The sequence below is a fragment of the Asaccharospora irregularis DSM 2635 genome, assembly GCF_900129815.1.
Lineage (GTDB): Bacteria > Bacillota > Clostridia > Peptostreptococcales > Peptostreptococcaceae > Asaccharospora > Asaccharospora irregularis.
Map to the genome: position 1 here is coordinate 1 of NZ_FQWX01000015.1, position 23,870 is coordinate 23,870.

The 23,870-nt window shown below is 31.3% G+C and carries 20 protein-coding genes, 1 pseudogene and 1 riboswitch; of the genes and pseudogenes, 4 read left to right on the forward strand and 17 right to left on the reverse strand.

Annotated elements, in window-relative coordinates:
* Window positions 1–472 precede the first annotated feature (472 nt).
* The 8 genes and pseudogenes from guaA to BUB34_RS07505 form a co-directional block, all read right to left on the reverse strand.
* Window positions 473–2,005, reverse strand: a complete 1,533-nt coding sequence (guaA, locus tag BUB34_RS07465; RefSeq protein WP_073126081.1) for a glutamine-hydrolyzing GMP synthase — start codon at window positions 2,003–2,005, stop codon at window positions 473–475.
* Between the two features lie 3 nt (window positions 2,006–2,008).
* Window positions 2,009–3,472, reverse strand: a complete 1,464-nt coding sequence (guaB, locus tag BUB34_RS07470; RefSeq protein WP_073126082.1) for an IMP dehydrogenase — start codon at window positions 3,470–3,472, stop codon at window positions 2,009–2,011.
* 240 nt (window positions 3,473–3,712) lie between these two features.
* A riboswitch (purine riboswitch) is annotated at window positions 3,713–3,814 on the reverse strand.
* Window positions 3,815–3,864: 50 nt separating this feature from the next.
* Window positions 3,865–5,048 (reverse strand): annotated as a pseudogene (gene larC, locus BUB34_RS13555) (nickel pincer cofactor biosynthesis protein LarC).
* Between the two features lie 32 nt (window positions 5,049–5,080).
* Window positions 5,081–5,824 carry a nickel pincer cofactor biosynthesis protein LarB gene (gene larB / locus BUB34_RS07485; protein ID WP_073126087.1) on the reverse strand — a complete coding sequence of 248 codons (744 nt, stop codon included), beginning with the start codon at window positions 5,822–5,824 and terminating at the stop codon, window positions 5,081–5,083.
* Window positions 5,825–6,014: 190 nt separating this feature from the next.
* On the reverse strand, window positions 6,015–7,640 hold the full coding sequence (groL, locus tag BUB34_RS07490) for a chaperonin GroEL (RefSeq protein WP_073126089.1): 1,626 nt from the start codon (window positions 7,638–7,640) through the stop codon (window positions 6,015–6,017).
* A gap of 20 nt (window positions 7,641–7,660) precedes the next feature.
* The gene (groES, locus tag BUB34_RS07495; RefSeq protein ID WP_073126091.1) at window positions 7,661–7,945 is read right to left on the reverse strand and encodes a co-chaperone GroES; all 285 of its coding nucleotides are present in this window, start codon (window positions 7,943–7,945) and stop codon (window positions 7,661–7,663) included.
* Between the two features lie 245 nt (window positions 7,946–8,190).
* Window positions 8,191–9,681, reverse strand: a complete 1,491-nt coding sequence (gene cls / locus BUB34_RS07500) for a cardiolipin synthase (protein WP_073126093.1) — start codon at window positions 9,679–9,681, stop codon at window positions 8,191–8,193.
* A gap of 21 nt (window positions 9,682–9,702) precedes the next feature.
* Window positions 9,703–10,578 (reverse strand): DNA-3-methyladenine glycosylase family protein, encoded by an 876-nt coding sequence (locus tag BUB34_RS07505; protein WP_073126095.1) that lies wholly within the window; start codon window positions 10,576–10,578, stop codon window positions 9,703–9,705.
* Window positions 10,579–10,839: 261 nt separating this feature from the next.
* On the opposite strand from BUB34_RS07505, the gene BUB34_RS07510 reads away from it, so the two are divergent.
* Both BUB34_RS07510 and BUB34_RS07515 read left to right on the forward strand, forming a co-directional pair.
* A complete protein-coding gene (locus BUB34_RS07510; protein WP_073126097.1) occupies window positions 10,840–11,502 on the forward strand; it encodes a deoxynucleoside kinase in 663 nt (220 codons plus the stop codon).
* On the forward strand, window positions 11,495–12,157 hold the full coding sequence (locus BUB34_RS07515; protein WP_073126100.1) for a deoxynucleoside kinase: 663 nt from the start codon (window positions 11,495–11,497) through the stop codon (window positions 12,155–12,157). The genes BUB34_RS07510 and BUB34_RS07515 overlap by 8 nt, the downstream gene beginning before the upstream one ends.
* Window positions 12,158–12,231: 74 nt before the next feature.
* Here BUB34_RS07515 and pyrE read toward each other — a convergent pair whose 3' ends face one another.
* The 8 genes from pyrE to BUB34_RS07555 form a co-directional block, all read right to left on the reverse strand.
* The gene (gene pyrE, locus BUB34_RS07520) at window positions 12,232–12,804 is read right to left on the reverse strand and encodes an orotate phosphoribosyltransferase (protein ID WP_073126101.1); all 573 of its coding nucleotides are present in this window, start codon (window positions 12,802–12,804) and stop codon (window positions 12,232–12,234) included.
* 39 nt (window positions 12,805–12,843) lie between these two features.
* Entirely contained in the window at window positions 12,844–13,746 is a 903-nt protein-coding gene (locus BUB34_RS07525) for a dihydroorotate dehydrogenase (RefSeq protein WP_073126175.1), read from the reverse strand.
* Entirely contained in the window at window positions 13,739–14,431 is a 693-nt protein-coding gene (locus tag BUB34_RS07530) for a dihydroorotate dehydrogenase electron transfer subunit (RefSeq protein WP_084120282.1), read from the reverse strand. Before BUB34_RS07530 ends, BUB34_RS07525 begins: the two co-directional genes overlap by 8 nt.
* Before the next feature lie 10 nt (window positions 14,432–14,441).
* Window positions 14,442–15,365, reverse strand: a complete 924-nt coding sequence (gene pyrB / locus BUB34_RS07535; protein ID WP_073126105.1) for an aspartate carbamoyltransferase — start codon at window positions 15,363–15,365, stop codon at window positions 14,442–14,444.
* Between the two features lie 164 nt (window positions 15,366–15,529).
* The gene (locus BUB34_RS07540) at window positions 15,530–16,684 is read right to left on the reverse strand and encodes a C40 family peptidase (protein WP_073126107.1); all 1,155 of its coding nucleotides are present in this window, start codon (window positions 16,682–16,684) and stop codon (window positions 15,530–15,532) included.
* Between the two features lie 533 nt (window positions 16,685–17,217).
* Window positions 17,218–18,477 (reverse strand): Glu/Leu/Phe/Val family dehydrogenase, encoded by a 1,260-nt coding sequence (locus BUB34_RS07545; protein WP_073126109.1) that lies wholly within the window; start codon window positions 18,475–18,477, stop codon window positions 17,218–17,220.
* A gap of 127 nt (window positions 18,478–18,604) precedes the next feature.
* Complete coding sequence (locus tag BUB34_RS07550) at window positions 18,605–19,426, reverse strand: ATP-binding protein (RefSeq protein ID WP_073126110.1); 822 nt, start codon at window positions 19,424–19,426, stop codon at window positions 18,605–18,607.
* Between the two features lie 190 nt (window positions 19,427–19,616).
* Window positions 19,617–20,708, reverse strand: coding sequence for a CapA family protein (locus tag BUB34_RS07555; protein WP_073126112.1), 1,092 nt, complete (start codon window positions 20,706–20,708; stop codon window positions 19,617–19,619).
* Window positions 20,709–20,860: 152 nt separating this feature from the next.
* Here BUB34_RS07555 and BUB34_RS07560 point away from each other — a divergent pair, with 152 nt between their 5' ends.
* Entirely contained in the window at window positions 20,861–21,031 is a 171-nt protein-coding gene (locus BUB34_RS07560; protein ID WP_073126114.1) for a DUF362 domain-containing protein, read from the forward strand.
* Between the two features lie 120 nt (window positions 21,032–21,151).
* Here the strand turns inward: BUB34_RS07560 and BUB34_RS07565 are convergent, their stop codons facing one another.
* Window positions 21,152–21,781, reverse strand: coding sequence for a redox-sensing transcriptional repressor Rex (locus BUB34_RS07565; RefSeq protein ID WP_073126116.1), 630 nt, complete (start codon window positions 21,779–21,781; stop codon window positions 21,152–21,154).
* A gap of 137 nt (window positions 21,782–21,918) precedes the next feature.
* On the opposite strand from BUB34_RS07565, the gene BUB34_RS07570 reads away from it, so the two are divergent.
* A complete protein-coding gene (locus BUB34_RS07570; protein ID WP_073126118.1) occupies window positions 21,919–23,832 on the forward strand; it encodes an ABC-F family ATP-binding cassette domain-containing protein in 1,914 nt (637 codons plus the stop codon).
* Window positions 23,833–23,870: the final 38 nt, after the last annotated feature.

Genomic DNA, 23,870 nt, shown 5'->3' on the forward strand with positions numbered 1-23,870 from the left:
CACAACCGCATTTAGAGCATGCTTTTGGAACATATGTAAGCACTGCGTTTAATACCTTAAACTCAATACCTCTTACTTTTTCAATTCCATCTCCTGTAAATACTAAATTTTTATCGCTAATTCCTAGAATATTTGATATAATATCATTTGAGCACATGTCAAACCTCCTCGTTTATTTTGTTGTGGTGACTTAATTATACAACGAGTTTGACATGTGTTCTTTATTTTTTAAAAAATAATAGCGCTGATAGTAATTAGTCCATTTTTGTCTAACGACAATTATGGATTTTTTATTACCATCAACGCTAAATATTATACAGCCGTTTAATATTGATTGTATTGGTTGCAAAAAGGTTGCATTTTTTTAAAAAACCCCTCTGAAACTTACTATAAATAAGTCTTAAAGGGGTTTTTGTGTTAGTATTTTCAATATTTGTAGTACTTTATTTTTTATGACTAATTTTAACTATTGTTATTCCCACTCAATAGTTCCTGGTGGTTTAGAAGTTATATCGTAAACAACTCTGTTTGCTCCATCAACTTCATTTACTATTCTATTAGATATTCTTTCAAGCACGTCGTATGGCATCTTATACCAGTCTGAAGTCATACCATCAGAAGATGTAACAGCTCTTATACCTACTAAGTAAGCATATGTTCTTTCATCTCCCATAACTCCAACAGTTTTTACATCTGGTAAAGTTGCGAATGCTTGCCATATATCCTTGTATAAACCAGCTTTTCTAAGCTCGTCCATGTATATTGCATCAGCTTCTCTTAGAATATCACATTTTTCTTTTGTAACTTCTCCAATTACTCTTATTCCTAGACCTGGTCCTGGGAATGGATGTCTAAATATTAATCCTTCTTCTATTCCAAGTTCTAATCCTATTTTTCTAACCTCATCTTTGAATAAATCTCTTAGCGGTTCAACTATTTCAAACTCTATATCTTCTGGAAGCCCTCCAACGTTGTGATGAGATTTTATAGTTGCAGAATCTCCTTTTCCACTTTCTATAACGTCTGGGTATATAGTCCCTTGAACTAGGAAGTCCATTTTTCCAAGTTTATTTGATTCTTCTTCAAATACTCTTATGAACTCTTCACCTATTATTTTTCTTTTTTGTTCTGGTTCTGTTACACCTTTTAACTTAGATAAAAATCTATCTTCACAGTTAACTCTTATTAAGTTCATGTCGAATTTTTCTCTAAATATTCTCTCTACATCATTACCTTCATTTTTTCTTAGTAATCCATGATCAACGAATATACAAGTTAAATTATCGCCTATTGCTTTATGAACAAGCACTGCTGCAACTGATGAATCTACTCCACCACTTAAAGCACAAAGTACTTTTTTGTCTCCTATTTTAGCTTTTATTTCCTTTATTTTATCATCTATAAATGAATCAGTTGTCCAATCTCCTTTTACTTCACAAACATTGTATAAGAAGTTTGTAAGAACTTTATCTCCTTCTAAACAATGTTCAACTTCTGGATGGAATTGAACTCCGTATAATTTCTTTTCAGCATTTTCCATAGCTGCAACTGGGCAATCTTCAGTATGTGCTACTATTTCAAATCCTTCTGGTATTCTATCTATTAAATCAGTATGGCTCATCCAAACTGAACTTGTAGAAAGTCCTCTAAATAAAGGAGATTCATGATAAGTTATAGCTGTTTTACCGTATTCTTTTTCTGCATTACTTCCTTTTCTAACATTTCCACCTAATATGTGTGCCATCACTTGCATTCCGTAGCATATACCAAGTATAGGTACACCCATTTCAAATATTTCTTTTGCTATCTTTGGTGAATCTTCTAGGTAAGCACTATTTGGTCCACCTGTAAATATAATTCCCTTTGGATTTTTAGCCTTTATTTTTTCTAAATCTGTATTGTATGGTAATATTTCACAATATACATTATTTTCTCTAACTCTTCTTGCTATAAGTTGGTTGTATTGACCTCCAAAATCTATTACAAGTACTAATTCATGTTTCATATTCTATATATCTCCTTGTATACTATAGTTTGGTGCTTCTTTAGTTATTGTTATGTCATGTGGATGACTCTCTTTTAATGAAGCAGCTGTTATTTTCACAAATTTAGCATTATCACTTAACGCCTTTAAATTAGATGAACCTGTATATCCCATTCCCGCTCTTAGACCACCTAACATTTGGAATACTATATCTTCTGCTTTTCCTTTGTATGCTACCATTCCTTCAACACCTTCAGGAACTAGCTTCTTAGCATCTTCTTGGAAGTATCTATCTTTAGAACCGTGTTCCATAGCTCCTATAGAGCCCATTCCTCTATAAGTTTTATAAGATCTTCCTCTGTAAAGAACAACTTCACCTGGACTTTCTTCTGTACCTGCAAATAATGATCCCATCATACAAGCACTTGCACCACATGCTAAAGCTTTTACTATATCACCAGAGTATTTTATTCCTCCGTCTGCTATAACTGGTATTCCGTATTTTTTACCAACTTCCGCGCAATCCATTATCGCAGTTACTTGAGGTACACCTATACCTGCAACTACTCTTGTAGTACATATAGATCCTGGCCCTATACCTACTTTAACACAATCCGCACCAGCCTTTATTAAATCTTCTGTAGCCTCTGGAGTTGCAACATTACCTGCTATTACTTGAAGTTCTGGGTAAGTCTCTTTAACCTTTTTAACTGCGTCTAAAACACCTTGTGAGTGACCATGAGCCGTATCTACAACAATTATATCTACACTTGCTTTAACTAAAGCTTCTACTCTTTCCATCATATCGCCAGTTATTCCAACGCCAGCTCCACATAATAGTCTTCCACGAGAATCTTTTGCAGAGTTAGGGTATTGTATTTTCTTTTCAATATCTTTTATAGTTATCAAGCCTTTTAAATGACCTTCATCATCTACTATAGGTAATTTTTCTATCTTATGTTTCTTAAGTATTTGCTGAGCTTCCTCTAAAGTTACACCTTCTTTAGCTGTTACTAAGTTTTCCTTAGTCATAGCTTCTTCTATACTCTTAGTTAAATCATTTTCAAATTTTATATCTCTATTAGTTATTATACCTATTAATTTATTGTCTTCGTCTACTATAGGTACCCCTGATATTTTGTATCTAGCCATTATATTATCGGCATCACCTATATTATGGTCCTTAGATAAGAAAAATGGGTCTACTATAACACCACTTTCACTTCTTTTTACTTTGTCTACTTCTAATGCTTGTTGTTCAATAGACATATTTTTATGGATTATACCTAGACCTCCTTGTCTAGCCATAGATATTGCCATTTTAGATTCTGTAACAGTATCCATACTTGCACTTATTAATGGAATATTTAACTTTATTTTCTTAGTAATGTTAGTTGATAAATTTACATCTTTAGGTAAGATTTCAGATTTTTGAGGGACTAATAACACATCATCAAATGTTAAGCCTTCTTTTAGTATATTTGCCATAATAGCTCTCCCTTCCTTTTATATGTTTATACGAAATATTTTTAAATAATTTAACGAATTAAAGTTTTGCTTTGTGGAATATTTGTTCGTGTCCGAAATATTTAACAAAAAACCTGTATAGTAACTTCCATAATTCTTATTAAAAGTGAAATTACTATACAGGCTTCCAAATTACCTATTTTCATCTAGCTAACATATAGGGAAATCTATTCAGCCTATATATTTACTTAAAAGGTATTTTGGTATAATAATTTCACTCATAGTCAAGATATTTACGGTATCTTGGTAGAAACTCTCAGACCTTATTTCTGAGCATATACGAGTGATATTTTTATCTTTAGTTATAATTATTGTTTATTCAAGTTGAATACTAATTTATCAAAATTTAATAACTATGTCAATAAGTTTGGTTTAAATTCTTGCTGAATAAAAAAATTTATGTTATTAAATATCGTTATAATAGGAACTTTGTTGTCTTTTGACATTTGTTTGCACTGTTCATACTCAGGCGAAACTTTAATAAGACTTCCTTTATAGTATCCTAGTTTAACTGTTATATTACCGTAAGGAGTGCTGATTTCCCTAAATTCCCTATCTATTTTTGCCCTATTATATTTTGTATACCTAACTCCAAATGTACTAGTTTCCAAAATAAGTATATCGACAAATTTTTCTAAATCTTCAACTTCACATAAAACAGATATTTTTATAGCTGGCCTATTTTTTTTCATGAATATACTCTCTGTATAAACATCAAGTGCACCTTCACTAAGAATTTTTTCATATAAATAAGAATACACCTCTGAAGACATATCGTCAATATTAGCACTTATTTTATAAATTACTTCTTCTTTTTTTTTTCACCTAGGATGGTTCTTAATATATTTGGAACTTCAAATTTTTTATCTCCTATACCATATCCAATTTGACTAGGTTCAAATTCAAGTTCATCCACAAACTCATCTACTAAAACCTTTATTATAGCCGCTCCGGTTGGAGTTGTACATTCACCTTTTACTGTATTTAGTTTTATAGGTACTCCCTTCAAAATTTCTATAGTAGCTGGGGCAGGAACCGGCATAATACCGTGATCACATTTTACAAATCCTGATCCTACAGGAACACTACTTGCATATATTTTATCCACTAAAAGCAAGTCTATTAATACAGATACTCCTACTATGTCCACTATAGAGTCTATAGCACCAACTTCATGGAAATGTATCTTTTCAACAGTTGTCCCATGAACTTTCGCTTCAGCCTCGCCCACTACCATAAATATTTTTTTGGATAATTCTTTTACTTTTTCATTTAGCTCACTTTTTTCTATTATTTCAAATATATCCTTTAGATGTCTATGAGCATGAGTTTCTTTAGTTATTACATTTACGTTTGTTCCTATTATTCCACTTTCATTTTTTTCATTTATCTTTATTTCTACTTCTTCATCTAAATTTAATTTACCCATTTCCTTTAAAAATATATCTTTTGATACTCCCAAATTTAATAAACTAGCTATAGTCATATCCCCTGAAATTCCATTTACAATATCAAAATAAAGTATCTTATTATTCATTTTATCTCTCCTCAAATATATTATTTTATAGGTTATTTTAGTTTATTTATCATCGATGCTAAATATCCAGCACCAAATCCATTGTCTATATTTACAACAGATATTCCAGAGGCACAGCTATTGAGCATTGTAAGAAGAGATGATAATCCTCCAAAATTTGCCCCATACCCTACAGAGGTAGGTACAGCTATAACAGGTACATCAACAAGACCGCCAACTACACTTGGAAGGGCCCCTTCCATCCCTGCTACTGCGACTATTACCCTAGCACTATCTAGTATATGTTTTTTATTTAATAATCTATGTATCCCAGCCACTCCTACATCATATATCCTGATGACATCGTTTCCTAGAAATTTAGCAGTGTAGTATACTTCATCCGCAACAGGAATATCAGAAGTCCCTCCTGTTAATACGACTATTTTTCCTTTGCCTCTATTTTCTATTTCATGATTTTGTATTTTAAGTATTTTAGACAACTTTTCATACTCGGCTATTGGGTAAACTTCTCTAACTTTATCAAAAGTTTCTTTTCTACATCTAGTCCCTAATATGTTAGAACCTTTTTGATTCATTTTTTCTATTATGCCCAATATATGCTCATCTTCTTTTCCCTCACAGTAGATTACTTCTGGGTAACCATTTCTTATTTGCCTATGATGGTCCACATTTGCATATCCTAAATCTTCATATGGTAAATTTTTTAATTTTTCTAATGCTAAATCTATATCAACGTTGTTGTTTTTTACATTTTCGAGCAATTCCCTTAGGTCCATTTTTTAGCTCCTTTTCATTTTTAGTATCATTAAACTTTAGTATCATTAATTTTAGTATCATTAATTATTAATTATAACATTATTTCTAGCTGATTTTACCTGTTCCTTTTGTAAAATACGTAAAAAAATGGTGAGCCATCTCAGCTCACCATTTTTGATAATGCTATTTTGTATTTATATGCTTAATTTATTACATCATACCAGGCATTCCTGCTCCCATTCCTGGCATTGGTTTATCACTTTGAGGAAGGTCTGCTACTGCAGCCTCAGTAGTTAAGAATACTCCTGCTATTGATGCAGCGTTTTGTAAAGCAGTTCTAGTAACCTTAGTTGGGTCAACTATACCAGCTTCTATCATGTTTACATATTCTCCGTTTAAAGCATCAAATCCTATTTCAGGCTCTGAAGTAATAACATTTTGAACTATTACCGCTCCTTCAAGACCAGCATTTATAGCTATTAATTTTAGCGGTTCTTCTAATGATTTTCTAACTATTCTAGCACCTAGTTTAACTTCGCCTTCTAAAGATTCTATTAACTTATCTATAGCTGGTATAACACTTACTAAAGCAGTACCTCCACCAGATACTATTCCTTCTTCTACAGCTGCTCTTGTAGCATTAAGTGCATCCTCTATTCTAAGTTTTCTTTCTTTCATCTCAACTTCTGTAGCAGCTCCAACTTTTATAACAGCTACTCCACCAGCAAGTTTAGCTAATCTCTCCATTAGTTTTTCTTTGTCAAACTCTGAAGTAGTTTCTTCTATTTGATGTTTTATTTGATTTACTCTATTTTCTATAGCCCCTTTGTCTCCTTGACCATCTACTATTGTAGTATTGTCTTTTGTAACTTTTACTGAAGAGGCTCTACCTAACATAGTTAAATCAGCTTCTTTTAGGTCATATCCTAATTCTTCTGATATTACTTGACCTCCTGTAAGTGTAGCTATATCTTCAAGCATAGCTTTTCTTCTGTCACCAAATCCAGGAGCTTTAACAGCAACAACTTCAAATGTTCCTCTTAATTTATTAACTACTAATGTAGATAATGCTTCTCCATCAACATCCTCAGCTATTATTAATAATTTTTTGCCTTGTTGAACTATTTGTTCAAGTACCGGTAATATTTCTTGTATATTAGAGATTTTTTTATCAGTTATTAATATATATGGGTCATTTAAAACTGCTTCCATCTTATCTACATCTGTAACCATGTATGCAGAAACAAACCCTCTATCAAATTGCATACCTTCAACAGCCTCTAATTCTGTATGCATAGTTTTTGATTCTTCAACAGTTATTACACCGTCTTTTCCTACTATTTCCATAGCCTCAGCTATTAATTTACCTACTTCTTCATCTCCTGCTGAGATAGAAGCAACTTGAGATATAGACTCTTTAGTTTCTATAGTTTTTGATTGAGATTTTAACTCATCAACTGCAATTTCAACAGCTTTTTGAATACCTTTTCTTAGTAATACAGGATTAGTTCCAGCTGTTACATTCTTTAACCCTTCTCTTATTATAGCTTGAGCAAGAACTGTAGCAGTAGTAGTACCATCACCAGCAACATCGTTAGTTTTAGTAGCTACTTCCTTAACAAGTTGCGCTCCCATATTTTCAAATCTATCTTCTAACTCTATTTCCTTAGCTATTGTAACACCGTCATTAGTTATAAGAGGTGAACCAAATTTCTTATCTAGTATTACATTTCTACCCTTAGGTCCTAATGTTACTTTAACTGTATCTGCTAATTTATTTACACCATTTTCTAAAGCTTTTCTAGTATCTTCAGCAAACTTAATTTCTTTAGCCATTTTAACCCCTCCTAATAAACTTATTCAATTACCGCTAATATATCATTTTGTCTTAATATCGTATACTCTGTGCCTTCTATTTTAACTTCTGTGCCTGCATATTTTTGGAATATAACTTTGTCTCCAACTTTTAATTCCATTTTTATTTCTTTTCCTTCTACAACTTCACCTGGTCCAACTTCTACAACTTCAGCCATTTGAGGTTGTTCTTTAGCTGCACCTGGTAAAACTATTCCACTCGCAGTTTTTTCTTCTGCTTCAATCTTTTTAATAACAACTCGATCAGCTAATGGTCTTATTCTCATTCTAAATACCTCCCAATGAATTATCTGTAGAAATAAATATATTTATAATTTAGTTATCACTCTATAGTTTAGAGTGCTAACAATTATTATAATATACCATTAATACATATTTTTCAATACCCTTTATAAACTTTTTCCTAAATAATATCATACTGATATTATATCCGATAATCTTAATTATATACCTTTATAAACTTTTTCCTAAATAATATCTTTAACTTTTATATTCCTTTAAACGCACCTATTTACAGTATTGGAGAGAATAATCTAGCAATAGATTCCTTAGTTTTCCTTAAAAAACTTCTCTTTTCAAACTCCTCTAAATCAATCTCCTCACAATTTTTAATATCCTCAAAGAAGTCATAAGTCATCCTTTTAATAACATCACTGTCATATATAAATGCATTTATCTCAAAATTAAGCATAAAGCTCCTCAAGTCCATATTTGCCGAACCTGTAGATACTATTTTATCGTCTATTATAACTACTTTTGAATGTATAAATCCTTTTTTATATAGGTACACTCGTCCTCCTGATTTTAATATATCTATAAAATAGGAATAAGATGCGCTATTAACTATTTTATGGTCCGCTATCTTAGGAAATACTATCCTAACATCAACTCCACTTAATGCGGCGCTTTTAAGGGCTCTCAATAGTGCTTCATCTGGTATAAAATATGGTGTTTCTATATACACGTTCTTTTTCGCCTGACATATAGCTGAGAAATATGCATAGTGTATTGCCTCCCAGTCGCTATCTGGTCCACTAGCTACTATCTGAAGCATACTCTCTCCAACATATCCTACTCTAGGAAAGTAGTTTTTTGTTACTAGGATCTCTTTTGTCGTATAATACCAATCTATTAAGAATACCATTTGAAGCATATAGATAGCTATACCTTCTATTCTTATATGAGTATCTCTCCAGTAGCCAAACTTTTTATTTTTACCTAGGTATTCATCCCCTATATTTATTCCCCCTGTATAGCCAATTTGTCCATCTATTATGACTATTTTTCGGTGATTTCTATAGTTGATTTTTCCTCCTAAAAGAGGGAATTTAGCTGGTAAAAAAGGTGCAATTTCTATTTTATATTTTCTCATTTCATTGAAGAACTCTCTACGGAACCAAAATCTCCAGCACCCTACATCATCATATAATATTCTTATCTTTACTCCTTGTTTAGCTTTTTCTATAAGAATATCCTTTATTTTATTAGCTATATCACTTTCTTTTATAATAAAGTACTCTAAATGTATATGGTCTTTCGCATTTTTTATGTCATCAATAAGTTTTTCAAATTTTTCATTGCCATCAACAAAAACATCTATCTTGTTATTTTTTGTAAAAGGAAACATTCCTGTATTTAATAGTAAGCTAATCACCCTTTTTCTTATACATCCTTCTTCCTCTTCTTTTAATAACTTATTTTCCTTTATTGATTCTTGTTCTAGTTCTACTATCTCTTTCATTTTTTCTAGAGTTTCAAAGAGTTTCTTTTCCTTTATGTTAGTAGCCATCTTCTGTGTCTTAAATATTTTTATCTTCCTTATATTCCTTCCAAATATAGCATATACAATTAAGCCTAACCCTGGTAATAAAATAAATATTAATAACCATGTCATAGTCTTCGCAGGGTCTCTATTTTCCAGTAATATAGTCATGGCAACTGCTGCTCCAGCCACGTATGATATAAGTAAAAAAATTACAACCAAAAACCCTACAATTTCCATATTATCTCCCCTCTAATTATATTATCTTCCTATACCAAGTTCTCTTGCGTAGTAAAATAGGTACTGCTGTGCAAATCCAGCCAACTCACCAAATTTATCTAATGCATATGCCCTTATTTTAGGAAGTGACATATCCTCATCAACATAAAATTCTTGCATAACTCTCTTTACCCATACATCAACCGGGAATGTATCGTATTTTTGCATTCCGAATAAAGAAATACAATCACAAACTTTTGGACCTACACCATTAAACTTTAATAGTTCTTTTCTACACTGTTCTGTATCCAACATCGAATATCCATAGACGTTGTCATTATTATTTGCTACTGCATCTGCTGTGCTTTTTATGTACTTATCTCTAAATCCAGTCTGACATGCCCTTATTTCCTCCTTAGAAGCTCTACTCAACTCCTGTGGTGTAGGAAAGGCATAGTACTCCTTACCGTTATATTCTCCTATAAATTTACCGAATTTTTTTGACAAATTATCTATAGCCTTTTGGATCATAGGAATTCTATTATTTGATGATATTATAAATGATATAAGCATTTCCCATTGATCTTGTTTTAATATCCTTATTCCCCATCCAAAGTCAGTTGCTTTATCTAAGTATTCATCCATTTCCTTTAATTTATTCTTTATTTCTGTATAATTTGTTCCCAAATCAAAGTAATCGTGCCAAATATTATTAAAATCTTCTAAATTAGTATTGTTTAGGTAGATTTTATCGCCCTTTTCTTCTACATTTAGTATTTTCCCCTTTGCAACTCCTGTGTAAGATTCATTCTCTTCTTTTTTCCATCTAAAACACTGACCGCACTCAAAAATATGTTTAATATTAAAATCTTCTACTCCCTCTAGTACAACCGAATTATTTTCTTCATAAATTTTCATATTCTTAATACTCCTTCTAATATATGTCTGTTTTTCAATTATATTTCTAAGATATAGTATCTATATTTCCCATATATAATCACAATAAACTAATAAGTTTATTAGTGTAATTATATTAATTATAGTACAAATCTTACTATTTTTTACATAATTAAGGTAAGTATTTAGTTTATGCAAAATTATATCAAAAAATCTAGAGTAGAATTAATATTCTTTTTTTGTTAAAATACATAGGATATTATATTTAGAAGGTGGTTTAACATGAATAAAAAAAGCATATTTATTGCTATAGAAGGACCTATAGGGGTTGGAAAAACTACCCTAGCAACAATATTAAATCAGCATTTTAATTACACTCTTCTTAGAGAGATTGTAGAAGAGAATCCCTTTCTAACAAAGTTTTATACCGATAAAAAAGAGTATGCTTTGCAAACAGAAGCATTTTTTCTATTTAATAGAGTAAAACAATTAGAAGATCTTCAAAGAGATGTATTAGACAAGTCTAAATGTGTTATAAGTGATTACCATATAATAAAAAATCTTATTTTTGCTGGATTAACACTTGATAAAAAACAGCTTTATAGATATAAACAAGTATATAATATTTTCGTTAACGATCTTCCTCAGCCGGATATAATAGTATATTTGAATTCTAACACAGATACATTGATGAAGAAAATCGCCCTTAGGGATAGAAGTTTTGAAAGACAGATGGATAGAGGTTATATAGAAGAACTTAGTACGGAATATAAATATTACTTTAGTCCATTATCTATAAAACATAATTTTATAGGCAAAGAACCTGTCATTATCAATATCGATAATTCAGACTTGGATTTTTTAAACAATGAAGAACATAGATCATTTATAATAAAAAAAGTCGAGGAAGCTATAGACAATTTAGGAGGACATACAAATGTTTAAATTAGTAAATCAATGTAGTAAACCTCTAAACAGAGATTTATTTATAACTGTAGCTGGAAATGTCGGCTCAGGAAAATCAACTTTAACTAAATTAGTTGGTGAAGAGCTAGGATTTGAAACTCACTTTGAAAAAGTTGATGGCAATCCATATCTTGAAGATTTCTACTTAGATCAAGAGAAGTGGGGATTTCATTTACAACTTTATTTTCTAGCACAAAGATTCAAGCAACAAAAAGAAATAGATAGTAATGGCTTAAATAATATACAAGATAGAAGTATATATGAAGATGTAGAGATTTTCGCTAGAAATCTATTTGATAATAATAAAATGAGCAAAAGAGATTATATCACATATAGGGACTTGTTCAATGATATGGTTCCCCACCTTAGAAGACCGGATTTGATGATATATCTAGATGGTTCTATAGATGCTATAGTTGATAGAATAAACCTTAGAGGACGTGAAATGGAAAAATCTGTAGACATCGCTTATTGGAAAAATCTTCACGAAAGATATGGAAAATGGATAAAAGAATACGACCAATCCCCTGTTCTTTATGTTAATATAAATAAGGTCGATTTGATTAACAATCCTGACGATCTTAGGATATTATGCGATGAAATAAGAAAATGCCTATCAATACCAAGTAAATAATTTCCATAAAAAATGACCTATAAATAGGTCATTTTTTATTAGCATCAACACTAAATATTATACAGCTTTTTATCTTACTTAAATTCTCTACTCCCTGGTTTTACTAACTCTATTTTTCCTTCTTTACATAAAGGGCAATTATTTGCATCATGAACTTGTATTTCAAGTTTTATCGCACTATATATAGGCATTCCTATATCATCATTTGTTCTGTTTGCTATACATGCTACACCTATAACTTCTCCACCCAGTTCTTCCAGGGCTTTTTTAGTTTCTATAGTTGATTTACCAGTTGTAACAACGTCTTCAGCTATTATTATCTTAGCTCCTTTTTTAACTTCAAATCCTCTTCTTAGTTGCATTTCTCCATCTTTTCTCTCAGTAAATACTGTTTCTTTGCCTAATTGTCTACCCAACTCATAAGAAACTATCACTCCACCCATCGCTGGTCCAACTACTAAGTCTATGTTTAAGTCTTTAATCTGTTCAACTACTGTTCTTAATACCTTTTCTGCATACTCTGGAAATCTAAGTACTTTTGCACATTGTACATATCTATTGCTGTGTTTTCCTGAAGATAATAAAAAATGTCCTTCTAATAATGCATCACTTTTCTTTAATATATCTATTACATCAACTTTACTCATCTTAAATTCCTCCGTATTTGTTTTATCTATATAATCTATTTAAATAATTCCTCTTATTTCATCAAGAGTCTTTATGCCTTCTTTTTTCATAAACTCCTCTATTCCATCTATTATTTCAAGCCCTATTCTAGGATTTATAAAGTTCGCTGTTCCAACTTGTATACAAGTTGCTCCTGCCATTATAAACTCTATCGCATCTGATGCGTTTGTTATTCCGCCCATCCCCATAACTGGTATACTAACATTTTTGCATACTTCATTTACCATTCTAAGGGCTATTGGTTTTATAGCTGGACCTGATAATCCTGCATATACATTTTCAAATACTGGTTTTCTTTTTTTTATGTCTATTGCCATAGCCTTAAATGTATTTACTAAAGATACCCCATCTGCACCTTCTTCTTCACACACCTTCGCCATGCCTACTATATCCTCAGCATTGGGAGATAACTTTATTACTAGAGGCAGATCCGTAACCTTTCTCACTTCTCTAATCACTTCTCTAGCCACTTCATTCTTTATACCAAATGCCATGCCTCCAGCCTTGACATTTGGACAAGATATATTAAGTTCTATTATATCTACTGATTGATTATTTAATAATTGAACTCCTTTTATATAGTCATCTAAAGTTCCACCGCCGATATTTACGATTTTGACTAAATCTAACTCTTTGAAAAAAGGTATCTCATTATCTATAAACCCTTGAACTCCTGGGTTCTCAAGTCCTACACTATTCATCATACCAGATGCTGTTTCATGTACTCTAATCCCTAAGTTTCCATCTTTCTTATTTAAAGTAAGACCTTTGCTACTTATTCCACCTAATTTTTGTATATCATATATTTCGCTATACTCTCTACCAAATCCAAAGGTTCCAGACGCCATCACAACTGGATTTTTGAACACTATATCCCCAAACTTAACATTTAAATTAGTCACCAAATATCACGTCCTCTCCCCAGAAAACTGGACCATCTTTGCAAGTTTTTTTGTTCCCAAATTTTGTTTGGCAAGTGCAAACTAAGCACGCTCCTACACCACATGCCATATGGTTTTCTAGAGATACCATTATTTTTGTATTTGTTCCCTCTACCATATTGACTAGTTTTTTCATCATAGGGGTCGGCCCACAAGTTAGTATATAATCATATTTCTCTACATCTAATATATCAGTTGCAAATGTGCTACCTGTTGCTATATGAACTTCATTACAAACGGATTCATATTCTTCTTTTAGTATAGGCTTTTCCCTAAACCCTAGGTATGCGTCACAATTTTTTATATTCTTTGCTACAAGATAAAGAGGTGCTATTCCTATTCCCCCACCAACTATCGCGACTTTACCTTTTACATGTCTATATCCATTTCCATAAGGGCCTTCTAACTTTATTGTTTGATTTTCTTTTAAATTACTTAAGATTTTTGTACCTTCTCCTACTACTTTATAAAGAAAAGTTATACTTTTTTCATCTATATCATGTATGCTTATTGGTCTTGAAAGCACTGGATACGTATCCCAAGCCCTCAACATATAGAACTGTCCCATTTCTCCTTTGAAATTACCTTCAACCTTCATTCTATACATATCTTCGCCTATATACTTATTTTCTAGTATCTTATACATTGCCATCCCCCTATTCATTTATATCTACGCCTAGAAGCTTCATTATTAAAGCCATTCTAACAAACATTCCGTATCTAGCTTGTTCAAAATATACCGCTCTCTTATCTTCATCTACGTCTATATCTATTTCATTTACTCTTGGTAGTGGGTGCATAACCAACATATTTTCCGTTGCTTTTTCCATCTTACTTTTATTAAGTATATAACAGTCTTTTAATCTATCATATTCACTTTTATCTTCAAATCTTTCTCGTTGGACTCTAGTCATATATAAAATGTCTAAACTGCCTATGACCTCATCTAGATTATTTGTTTCATAGTATGCATGTCCCTTTATATCATCTTTTATGTATTTGGGCATTTTTAATTCATCTGGTGATATAAATACAAACTTAGTATTCTCATATCTAGCCATAGCTTTAACTAATGAGTGTACTGTTCTCCCAAATTTTAAATCTCCGCACAATCCTATTGTATGATTTTCTAATTTTCCTTTTAATGATTTTATGGTAAGTAAATCGGTAAGTGTTTGAGTTGGATGTTGATTTCCTCCATCTCCCGCGTTTATAAAAGGTACTTTAGCATATTTAGCTGCATCCATTGCTGCTCCAGACTGTGGATGTCTCATTGCTATTACATCGACGTAATTCGATACTGTCGTCATAGTATCTCCTAGAGTTTCTCCCTTTGCTACAGATGATGAGTTTGGTTCTGAAAAACCCACTACTCTTCCTCCTAATCTGTTCATAGCAGATTCAAAACTAAGTCTTGTTCTTGTCGATGGTTCATAAAACAATGTCGCTAATAGCTTACCTTCGCATACACGAGAATATTTCGATGGATTATCAATTATTTTTTGACCTAATGATAATATTTCATCTATTTCTTCTACAGAAAAGTCTTCTGGTTGGATTAAATTTCTTGATTTTAGCATGTTCGTTTGTCCTCCTTTTTTAGCCTCTCTGGACTAAAATTAAAAGTATTTTTATTCTGTTAGTAGCTTATCACTTTTGATGTTTGATGTCAATAGAATGATTTAAGTGAATAAAAAAAGTATATTACGCTTACTAGAAACGCAATATACTTTATTATAAATTATTATAAAACTCTCTTAGCAGTCACGAATCTTGATGTGTAGTAAGACGAGTTTATGCTAGTTACACTTATAGTTTTTCCTGAAGATGGTGCATGTACCATATTTCCACCACCAACATATATACCAACGTGACTTACTCTTCCAGTACCATTTGTACTGAAGAATACTAAGTCTCCTGGTTGTAAATTTGATTTACTTACAGTTGTTCCGTACCCTGATTGAGCGCTAGATGTTCTTGGTATAGATATACCTACCGCATTTCTATATACATAAGATGTAAATCCTGAACAGTCAAAGCTATTTGGACCTTCCGCTCCCCATACATATGGGTATCCCATCTTAGAGTATGCTAAATTAAGTACAGCTTGAGCTGATCTTGAACTTGAGTTACTAGTTGACTCATTTGATGAACTTGAACTATCAGCTGATTCATTTGATGAGCTTGAGTTACTAGTTGATCCGTTTGATGAAGATGATGTATTTGAAGAACTACTAGGTCTTCTATAAGTATTTGTTGATGTATTTGTTGATGTATTTGTTTCTGTATTTGTTGTTGTGCTTTCAGATTCAGTTGATATCTCATCATTGTTAACATTATACTCTACAGAAACTTCTTCCTCTTCTTCTACAACAGGAGCTTCATCAGATATGTATAAAGATCTTATGTATCCCTCTTGCTCTCCTTTTTGTACTTTTATCCAGCCTTCATTGCTTTCTAAAACTTTAACAGTACTTCCTATTTCTAATTCTTCTATTACGTCTGAGTCAGTATTTGTGTCTTTTCTTAAGTTAACTTTATCAGATGTTAAATATCCAGTTCCTTCAACTAAATCAACATATCTAGCTGCTAACCAACCTTCTCCATCTTCAGTTTTAACCTTCACCCATTCACCTTGAGTTCCAAGAACTTTAAACTCGTCTCCTGTGTAAGCTATATGTTGAACTTCACCTTGTTGTCTTACTTTAACTGCTACTCCATCCTTAACAACAGCCTTTTTGTATGTCATTTCTTCATACTGATCTATATCTGTTAAGGTATTCGTTTTTTCTTCCTTGTTTTCAACACTGTTGTCCTTAACCTCATCTGCATTTGCAACTGTGTTCATTGATAACGCCATAACTGACGCAAACATTGGTACTAATATTTTTCTCTTCATTATATTCCCTCCTAAAAATCAACAATAAATATATGTGTTATTTTTAATAGGTGCAATTTATGTAGGATAAAATACTAATACACAAGATATCTTACAAAAACTCATTAATTACCCATAAAAAATTTATATTATGCTATAAAAAATTTATATTATGCTTTTTTGTAACTTATTTGTAATCAATTGTCATTCAATTTATAGTATTCTTATATTAATAATAGTTGTGCTTTCAATTTATATCTTGTATAAAGTTATTATTATAAAATTAATCAAATTAATTATTTTATCCAATGTGCCACCTAAATATACGTATTTATTTCCATTATATACGATGGATGGATAAAAGTAAAGTTTTTTGTAAATTCTAGGCTTTTCGTACGCATAAATTCTCATTTATGTGTTTTTTTATGCCCGTTTTTAATTATCTATAGACAAATTTGTTGTATTATCTCCCTATTACTAGTTTTACTATAAAAATTACCGAAAAAAAAGTAGTTACTTTTTCAAGTAACTACTTTCTTATATAATAAATTTAATTATTTTGTTTCAGTAAACCATCCTCTTAACTTCATAGCATCTTCTATTCTCTTTATAGACATCATGTATGCAGCAGTTCTCATATCAACATTGAATTCATGAGCTAACTTCCATATTTCTTCGAAAGCTTTCTTCATTAATACAGTTTGTTTTTCTTGAACTTCATCAAATGTCCAGTTGTATCTTTGTAAGTTTTGTACCCACTCGAAGTAAGAAACTGTAACTCCACCACTATTAGCTAGTATATCTGGAACTAAAGTTAATCCTCTTTCGAAGAATATTTTATCTGCTTCTGGAGTTGTAGGTCCATTAGCACCTTCACATATTATTTTAGCTTTTATATCATTTGCATTAGCTTCAGTTAATTGGTTTTCTAAAGCACAAGGCATTAATATATCAACATCAGCAGTTAATACATGTTGATCAGTTGGCTCTGCACCTGGGAATCCTTTTATACATCTATGTTCCATATTGTAAGCTACTAAAGCTTTCATATCTATTCCGTTTTCGTTGTAGATATTTCCAGTGTGGTCTCCTACTATAACTACTTTCGCACCGAACTCTTCTATGTAAGTACCTGCGAAACTACCAACGTTTCCACATCCTTGAAGACCTACTCTTACATTTTTTAAATCTATACCTAATTTTTTAGCAGCTTCCATAGCCATTGTTGCAACACCGTATCCAGTTGCTTCTGTTCTAGCTAAAGAACCATAGAAATCTACTGGTTTACCAGTGAATACACCTGGTTGGAATTCTCCTGTAACATTTGCATATTCATCAACCATCCAAGACATTATTTTTCCATTTGTGTTAACGTCTGGAGCTGGTATATCTTGTTTTTCTCCTATTATTGGAGCTATAGCTCTTGCATATGCTCTAGATATTCTTTCTAATTCACCTTCTGAGAATTCTGTAGGATCGATAGCTATACCACCTTTACCTCCACCGTAAGGTATTCCTACTACTCCACACTTGAATGTCATCCAAGTTGATAAAGCTTTTACTTCGTCTAGGTTTACAGCTGGATGGAATCTTATTCCACCTTTGTAAGGTCCACAAGCGTTATTATGTTGAGATCTATATCCTGTAAATGATCTTGTAGTTCCATCATCCATTTTAACTGGGAAAGATACTTCTGTAACTTTCATAGGATTCTTTAAGATTTCATAAACTGCTGGATCTGATCCTAATTTATCACATGCATTTTTTACTTGAGATTGTGCAATCTCAAAAACATTTAAAGTTTTTTCTGCCATTTGAAAAGCCCCCTTAAAATACTCAATATTTATACCTTAATACTCAGAGAAATCGTTTCCCCCCAAGTTACAGTTAGATTATAACATAGTTTATTCTGGTTTAGTATAGGATTTTTTAATTTATTTTTTAACGTACTTTTTCGCTTGTTTTTTTCATTTTACTAATATAAATATCAATTTTACCAACATTAATTAAAGTTATTTGCTCTACTGCCTTTATTAATCGCCTCTGTATACCTTCTAGTTCTTTTATTACACTAGTATCGTTGATAGTTATATTGATATAAATATTAACATTATTGTCGAAGTTATTTACGTCAATTTTTACAATTTTCTCTATTTTTATACATTTTTCAATCTCATATGTTAAAATTTGAGGTATAACATCTTCGCTTATATAGAATTTTCCTATATAGCTAAAATTAGGTCTTACAATTGTTTTTTCAAATACTCTGCTCTGTTGATTATTTTTTCTAAAAAATCTTCTAAGGGGGTTTATACTAAGCCCACTTGTCATATACTTTATCTGTACAGTAGGCACGGGAATTATATGATTTCCCCTTTCCCTTGATTTTTTTGCTTTATCCATTTCATCACTCGTACTTATATCTTCAATGTCTATAAATTTATAGACTTCACCAATCTCTAATCTATCTGCAATTTGCTTTATCATTTTCCTAGATGTTCCAAGTATTAGAAGCTTGTCAATCGTTTCCTTTTGTATGCTAGTTTTAACATCCTGCATATGTTCATCTTTATTAAATATAGCAGTCTTTACCGCCTCTATAACTGTTTTTGCTTTTTTTGCTGAAATACCAGCTATGATTTTATTTTTATATATAAGAATCCCATCATCTATTATATAATCTATTTCATTTTCATATGCTACTTCTAAAGCCTTATAACTCTTTCCTGTTCCACTTCCTCCAACTAGAGCGTATATTTTCATTTTTTCACCTCTGGTTAAATATACATAACTAACAAAAACCTATAATCTATTATGTAATTCAATTTTATAATAATTTTTATACTAATACTATATATCAATGTACTATATAAAAAATTTCTATCCAAAAACTTTAAAGGATATCTTAGAATTATTCTCACTCAATCCAAGATACCCTTTTAAAATTTAAATATTATTTTATCTGTTCACTTATTTTCTTTAGTTTATTTAATACTCTTTCTCTCTCACTTGCATCTAAAATTGTCGGTCTATAATTATTTCTATAACTTGATGATGATATTGAAACTGGTATTACGTTTGGTTCATCTATTTTTGTAAGTTTATTATCTGTAAATGTAAATGTTTGCTGGTATATCATACTATCTTTATCTGAAGGATTCTTATTACCTCCAAAACAGAAATTTCCAAGACCATAAGCTATGTACTTATCATTGTACTTTTCTATTCCTTGAATTACATGGTGATGTGATCCAACAACTAAATCTGCCCCTTTGTCTATAGCATGATGAGCAAAATCTTTTTCTACTTTATTAGGTGTGTACTGTCTTTCTATACCCCAGTGGAAAAATACAATCACTGCATCTGATTCTTTTTTTAACTCTTTTATATCTTCTTCCATTTTGTTTAGATATTCTTCGTTATAATTCTCAGGCCATCCAGTATACCCTAAAAAACCTACTTTAATTCCTTCTACATCGATTATTGCCTTTTCTCCTAAGCCAAAATAATCTATTTTATTTTCATCCAAGATAAACTTGGTGTCTTGCATTCCCTTTTCAAAATAATCCTCTGAGTGATTATTAGCTATATTTACAGCCTCTACACTTCCTTCTTTTAATATATTTACATAAGATGGATCTCCCTTGAATGCAAATTTTTTCACCTTTGCCTCAGTAGCTGTAGTAAGAGGACCCTCCAGGTTTACAACCGTTAAATCATCCTTTTCAAAAACAGATTTTACTCCTCCTAGAAAATATGAGTAATCCTTACCTTGCCTTTCAAATTCATGATCAAAACTGTCGTAATTAGGCGCTCCTTTGTAATTACCCATTGTTACATCTCCTGCAAAACTTATTGTTATGCTTTTTTGTACAGGCTCTTCCGTTTTTTCTTCCACAGTATCCGTATTTACCTTGCTTTCGTGTTTTGTATTGACAACTTTATTTATAATTCCTCTAAAACCTATACCTAAAACTACCACCACTGTGATTAACACTATTGCAATTAGGGAAACTCTCTTCTTGTTTAATTTTCTTCTACTCATCTTGATCTCCTAAAAATATATTTACTCTTCACTAAAATAACACATTATTAGATTTTAAGTAAATAGTATAATTAATTTAATTGTTATATGTTTAAATTTTTGCTATAATATTACTGAAATAACAATACATAGTATGAGGGAGGAATATTAGAATGGCATACAATATAAACGATGCTTGTATAAGCTGTGGTGCTTGTGCAGCTGAATGTCCTGTTGAATGTATATCTGCTGGAGATGACAAATATGTTATAGACGCAGATGTATGTATCGAATGTGGTGCTTGTGCAGGTGTTTGTCCTGTTGACGCTCCTCAACCAGAATAATATACATCAAAAAGAGATTGATTAGATTACACTCATCTTATTATCAATCTCTTTTTTTTATCTCAATTAAATTATAAGTTCCAAATTCCGTCGGTAATCCTGATATTATGTCGAACTCTATTACTCACTCTCTTTCATTAAATATGATAAAGTAAATAAACTTTCCGTTAAATTAACATTTTCAACTATAACATCTTTAGGAACTTCCAAGTCTATTGGTGCAAAATTCCAAACTCCTTTAATACCTACTTTTACAATTCTGTTCATAAGCTCTTGAGCTCCATTTTTAGGTATACACAATATAGCTATGTCAATATCATTCTTTTGTATGAATTCCTCTATATTTTCAGAATCTAGTACTTCAAATTCTCTTATTTTTAAACCGATCATTCTGGGATTAGCATCAAATAACGCCTTTATTTCAAATCCAGCCTTTCTAAAACCTGAATAATTCGCTATAGCTTGACCTAAGTTTCCGGCTCCTACAAGAATAGCTTTGTAAGTTCTGTCTAGTCCTAGTATCTTACCTATTTCACTGTGAAGTGCTTCAACATTATATCCGTATCCCTGTTGTCCGAACCCACCAAAGTTGTTTAAGTCCTGTCTTATTTGAGATGCTGTAAATCCTATTATATCACTTAATTCCTTAGATGATATTCTTTGTATGTCTTTATCTAATAAATCTCCAAGATATCTATGGTACTTCGGTAATCTTCTAATTACTGCCATCGATATGTTTTTATTGCCCAATCTTTTCACCTCCTAAATAGTCTTACATTTTACTGATTTGCAATAAATTATTTCGTTTTTTAAAACTAATATATATATCCTTGATTATATTATATCAAAACATTATAATTTTAGATAGTTTAAGGAGGTAGAAATTTATGATTGTTTTGTCATGTAACAACTTAAATAAAAGTTTTGGAATAGATTCTATACTAGAAAATATCAATTTTACAGTAAACGAAGGAGATAAAATCGGGGTTATCGGTGTCAACGGAACCGGTAAAACAACCCTATTTAAAATAATTTCCGGAGTATATGGATATGATAGTGGAGATATATATACTTCTAAAGATTGTGAAATTGGATACTTAGAACAAAATACGAACTTTCAGTCTAATAATACGATTTTTGAAGAAGTTTTGGAAGTATTCAAAGATCTAATAGATATGGAAAAATATTTAAGAGAACTAGAATTAAAAATAGCAGAAGAAAGTACTAAAGAGAACTCTCCAATTTTAGAAAAAATTATGGATGAATACTCTAGTAAACTAGAAAATTTCGCTTCTCTAAATGGCTATGGCTACAAGTCTGAAGCCAAGGGAATTTTAAAGGGACTAGGTTTTAACGATGAAGATATGGACAAACCTATTGGTATTTTATCTGGTGGGGAGAAAACTAGAGTTCTTCTTGGTAAACTTCTTCTAAAGAAACCTACACTTCTACTATTAGATGAGCCGACTAACCACTTGGACTCAGAAGCAATTGAATGGTTAGAAGTATTTCTAAAACAGTACAAAGGCACATTTATTTTAATTTCACACGATAGATACTTTTTAGATCAGTCTGTAAATAGAATTTTTGAAATACATAATAAAAAACTTAAATCTTATAACGGAAACTACTTTAAATTTATTGAACTATCTAAAGTTGAAAAAGAATTAGAACTTAAAAAATTTGAGGAACAGCAAAAAGATATCAAAAAACAGGAGGAATCAATTGAGCGGTTAAAGGCATTTGGTAGAGAAAAACATTTAAAAAGAGCTAGAAGCAAAGAAAAAGCACTTGATAAGATAGATATACTGGACAAGCCTGAAGCCTATAGAAAAAGAGCTAAAATTCAATTCAATCCTTCTTCCACGAGTGGAAACGACGTTCTTCAAGTTAGAGACGTCTCTATGGGTTATGGCAACAGAATCTTATTTAAAGATTTAAATATAGATATATACCGAGGAGAAAAAGTCGCCCTTATTGGAGCAAACGGTATAGGTAAGTCTACTTTGTTCAAAATAATTACAAATGAAATAACTCCTCTATCGGGTACTGTAAAGCTTGGTACAAATGTAAATGTTTCTTATTTCCACCAAGAGCAAAAGACTCTTAATCTTGATAACACTATAATAGATGAGATATGGGAAGATAATAAAAGTTTAACCCAAACACTTTTAAGAAGTATGCTTGGTGCATTCTTGTTTGAGGACGAAGAAGTATTCAAAAAAATATCTACTCTTAGCGGTGGTGAAAGGGCCAGAGTTGCCATACTAAAATTAATTCTTTCAAATGCAAACTTTTTATTGCTGGATGAGCCTACAAACCACTTAGATATAGACTCTAAGGAAGTCCTTGAGGAAGCTTTATCAAACTATACAGGAACTATATTTACAATTTCTCATGATAGATATTTCCTAAATACTGTTGTAGATAAAATTTTAGTTTTAGACAAGGATGGAATTACTGAATACCTTGGTAATTATGATTACTACATAGATAAAAAAAGACAAATCCAAGAAATGAATGTTGTAGAGGAAAAAGAAGATAAAACTAAGACTCAAATCAAAGAAGAAAAAAGAAAAGAGAGAGAGCAAAGAGAAATAGAGAAGAAAAACAGAATCAAAAGGCAAAATATAGAAAAAGAAATAGAGGAAACTGAGGCTAAAATAGAAGAACTAGATCTTCTACTATGCCAAGAGGAAGTTTACTCTAATGCTGATACAGCAAAAGAAGTTGGTCAGGAAAAAATGAATTTAGAGAGTAAGCTTAGCACTCTTTACAATGAATGGGAACAGTTTATGTAAACTGTTCTCTTTTTCTAAATTTGTAAATTTTTCATTTT

Coding starts and splice junctions, on each gene's coding strand:
- guaA (WP_073126081.1), bottom strand. CDS start 2,005: ATGAAACATGAATTAGTACTTGTAATAGATTTTGGAGGTCAATACAAC.
- guaB (WP_073126082.1), bottom strand. CDS start 3,472: ATGGCAAATATACTAAAAGAAGGCTTAACATTTGATGATGTGTTATTA.
- larB (WP_073126087.1), bottom strand. CDS start 5,824: ATGGACCTAAGGGAATTGCTCGAAAATGTAAAAAACAACAACGTTGAT.
- groL (WP_073126089.1), bottom strand. CDS start 7,640: ATGGCTAAAGAAATTAAGTTTGCTGAAGATACTAGAAAAGCTTTAGAA.
- groES (WP_073126091.1), bottom strand. CDS start 7,945: ATGAGAATAAGACCATTAGCTGATCGAGTTGTTATTAAAAAGATTGAA.
- cls (WP_073126093.1), bottom strand. CDS start 9,681: ATGGAAATTGTAGGGTTTTTGGTTGTAATTTTTTTACTTATATCATAC.
- BUB34_RS07505 (WP_073126095.1), bottom strand. CDS start 10,578: ATGAAAATTTATGAAGAAAATAATTCGGTTGTACTAGAGGGAGTAGAA.
- BUB34_RS07510 (WP_073126097.1), top strand. CDS start 10,840: ATGAATAAAAAAAGCATATTTATTGCTATAGAAGGACCTATAGGGGTT.
- BUB34_RS07515 (WP_073126100.1), top strand. CDS start 11,495: ATGTTTAAATTAGTAAATCAATGTAGTAAACCTCTAAACAGAGATTTA.
- pyrE (WP_073126101.1), bottom strand. CDS start 12,804: ATGAGTAAAGTTGATGTAATAGATATATTAAAGAAAAGTGATGCATTA.
- BUB34_RS07530 (WP_084120282.1), bottom strand. CDS start 14,431: ATGTATAAGATACTAGAAAATAAGTATATAGGCGAAGATATGTATAGA.
- pyrB (WP_073126105.1), bottom strand. CDS start 15,365: ATGCTAAAATCAAGAAATTTAATCCAACCAGAAGACTTTTCTGTAGAA.
- BUB34_RS07540 (WP_073126107.1), bottom strand. CDS start 16,684: ATGAAGAGAAAAATATTAGTACCAATGTTTGCGTCAGTTATGGCGTTA.
- BUB34_RS07545 (WP_073126109.1), bottom strand. CDS start 18,477: ATGGCAGAAAAAACTTTAAATGTTTTTGAGATTGCACAATCTCAAGTA.
- BUB34_RS07550 (WP_073126110.1), bottom strand. CDS start 19,426: ATGAAAATATACGCTCTAGTTGGAGGAAGTGGAACAGGAAAGAGTTAT.
- BUB34_RS07555 (WP_073126112.1), bottom strand. CDS start 20,708: ATGAGTAGAAGAAAATTAAACAAGAAGAGAGTTTCCCTAATTGCAATA.
- BUB34_RS07560 (WP_073126114.1), top strand. CDS start 20,861: ATGGCATACAATATAAACGATGCTTGTATAAGCTGTGGTGCTTGTGCA.
- BUB34_RS07570 (WP_073126118.1), top strand. CDS start 21,919: ATGATTGTTTTGTCATGTAACAACTTAAATAAAAGTTTTGGAATAGAT.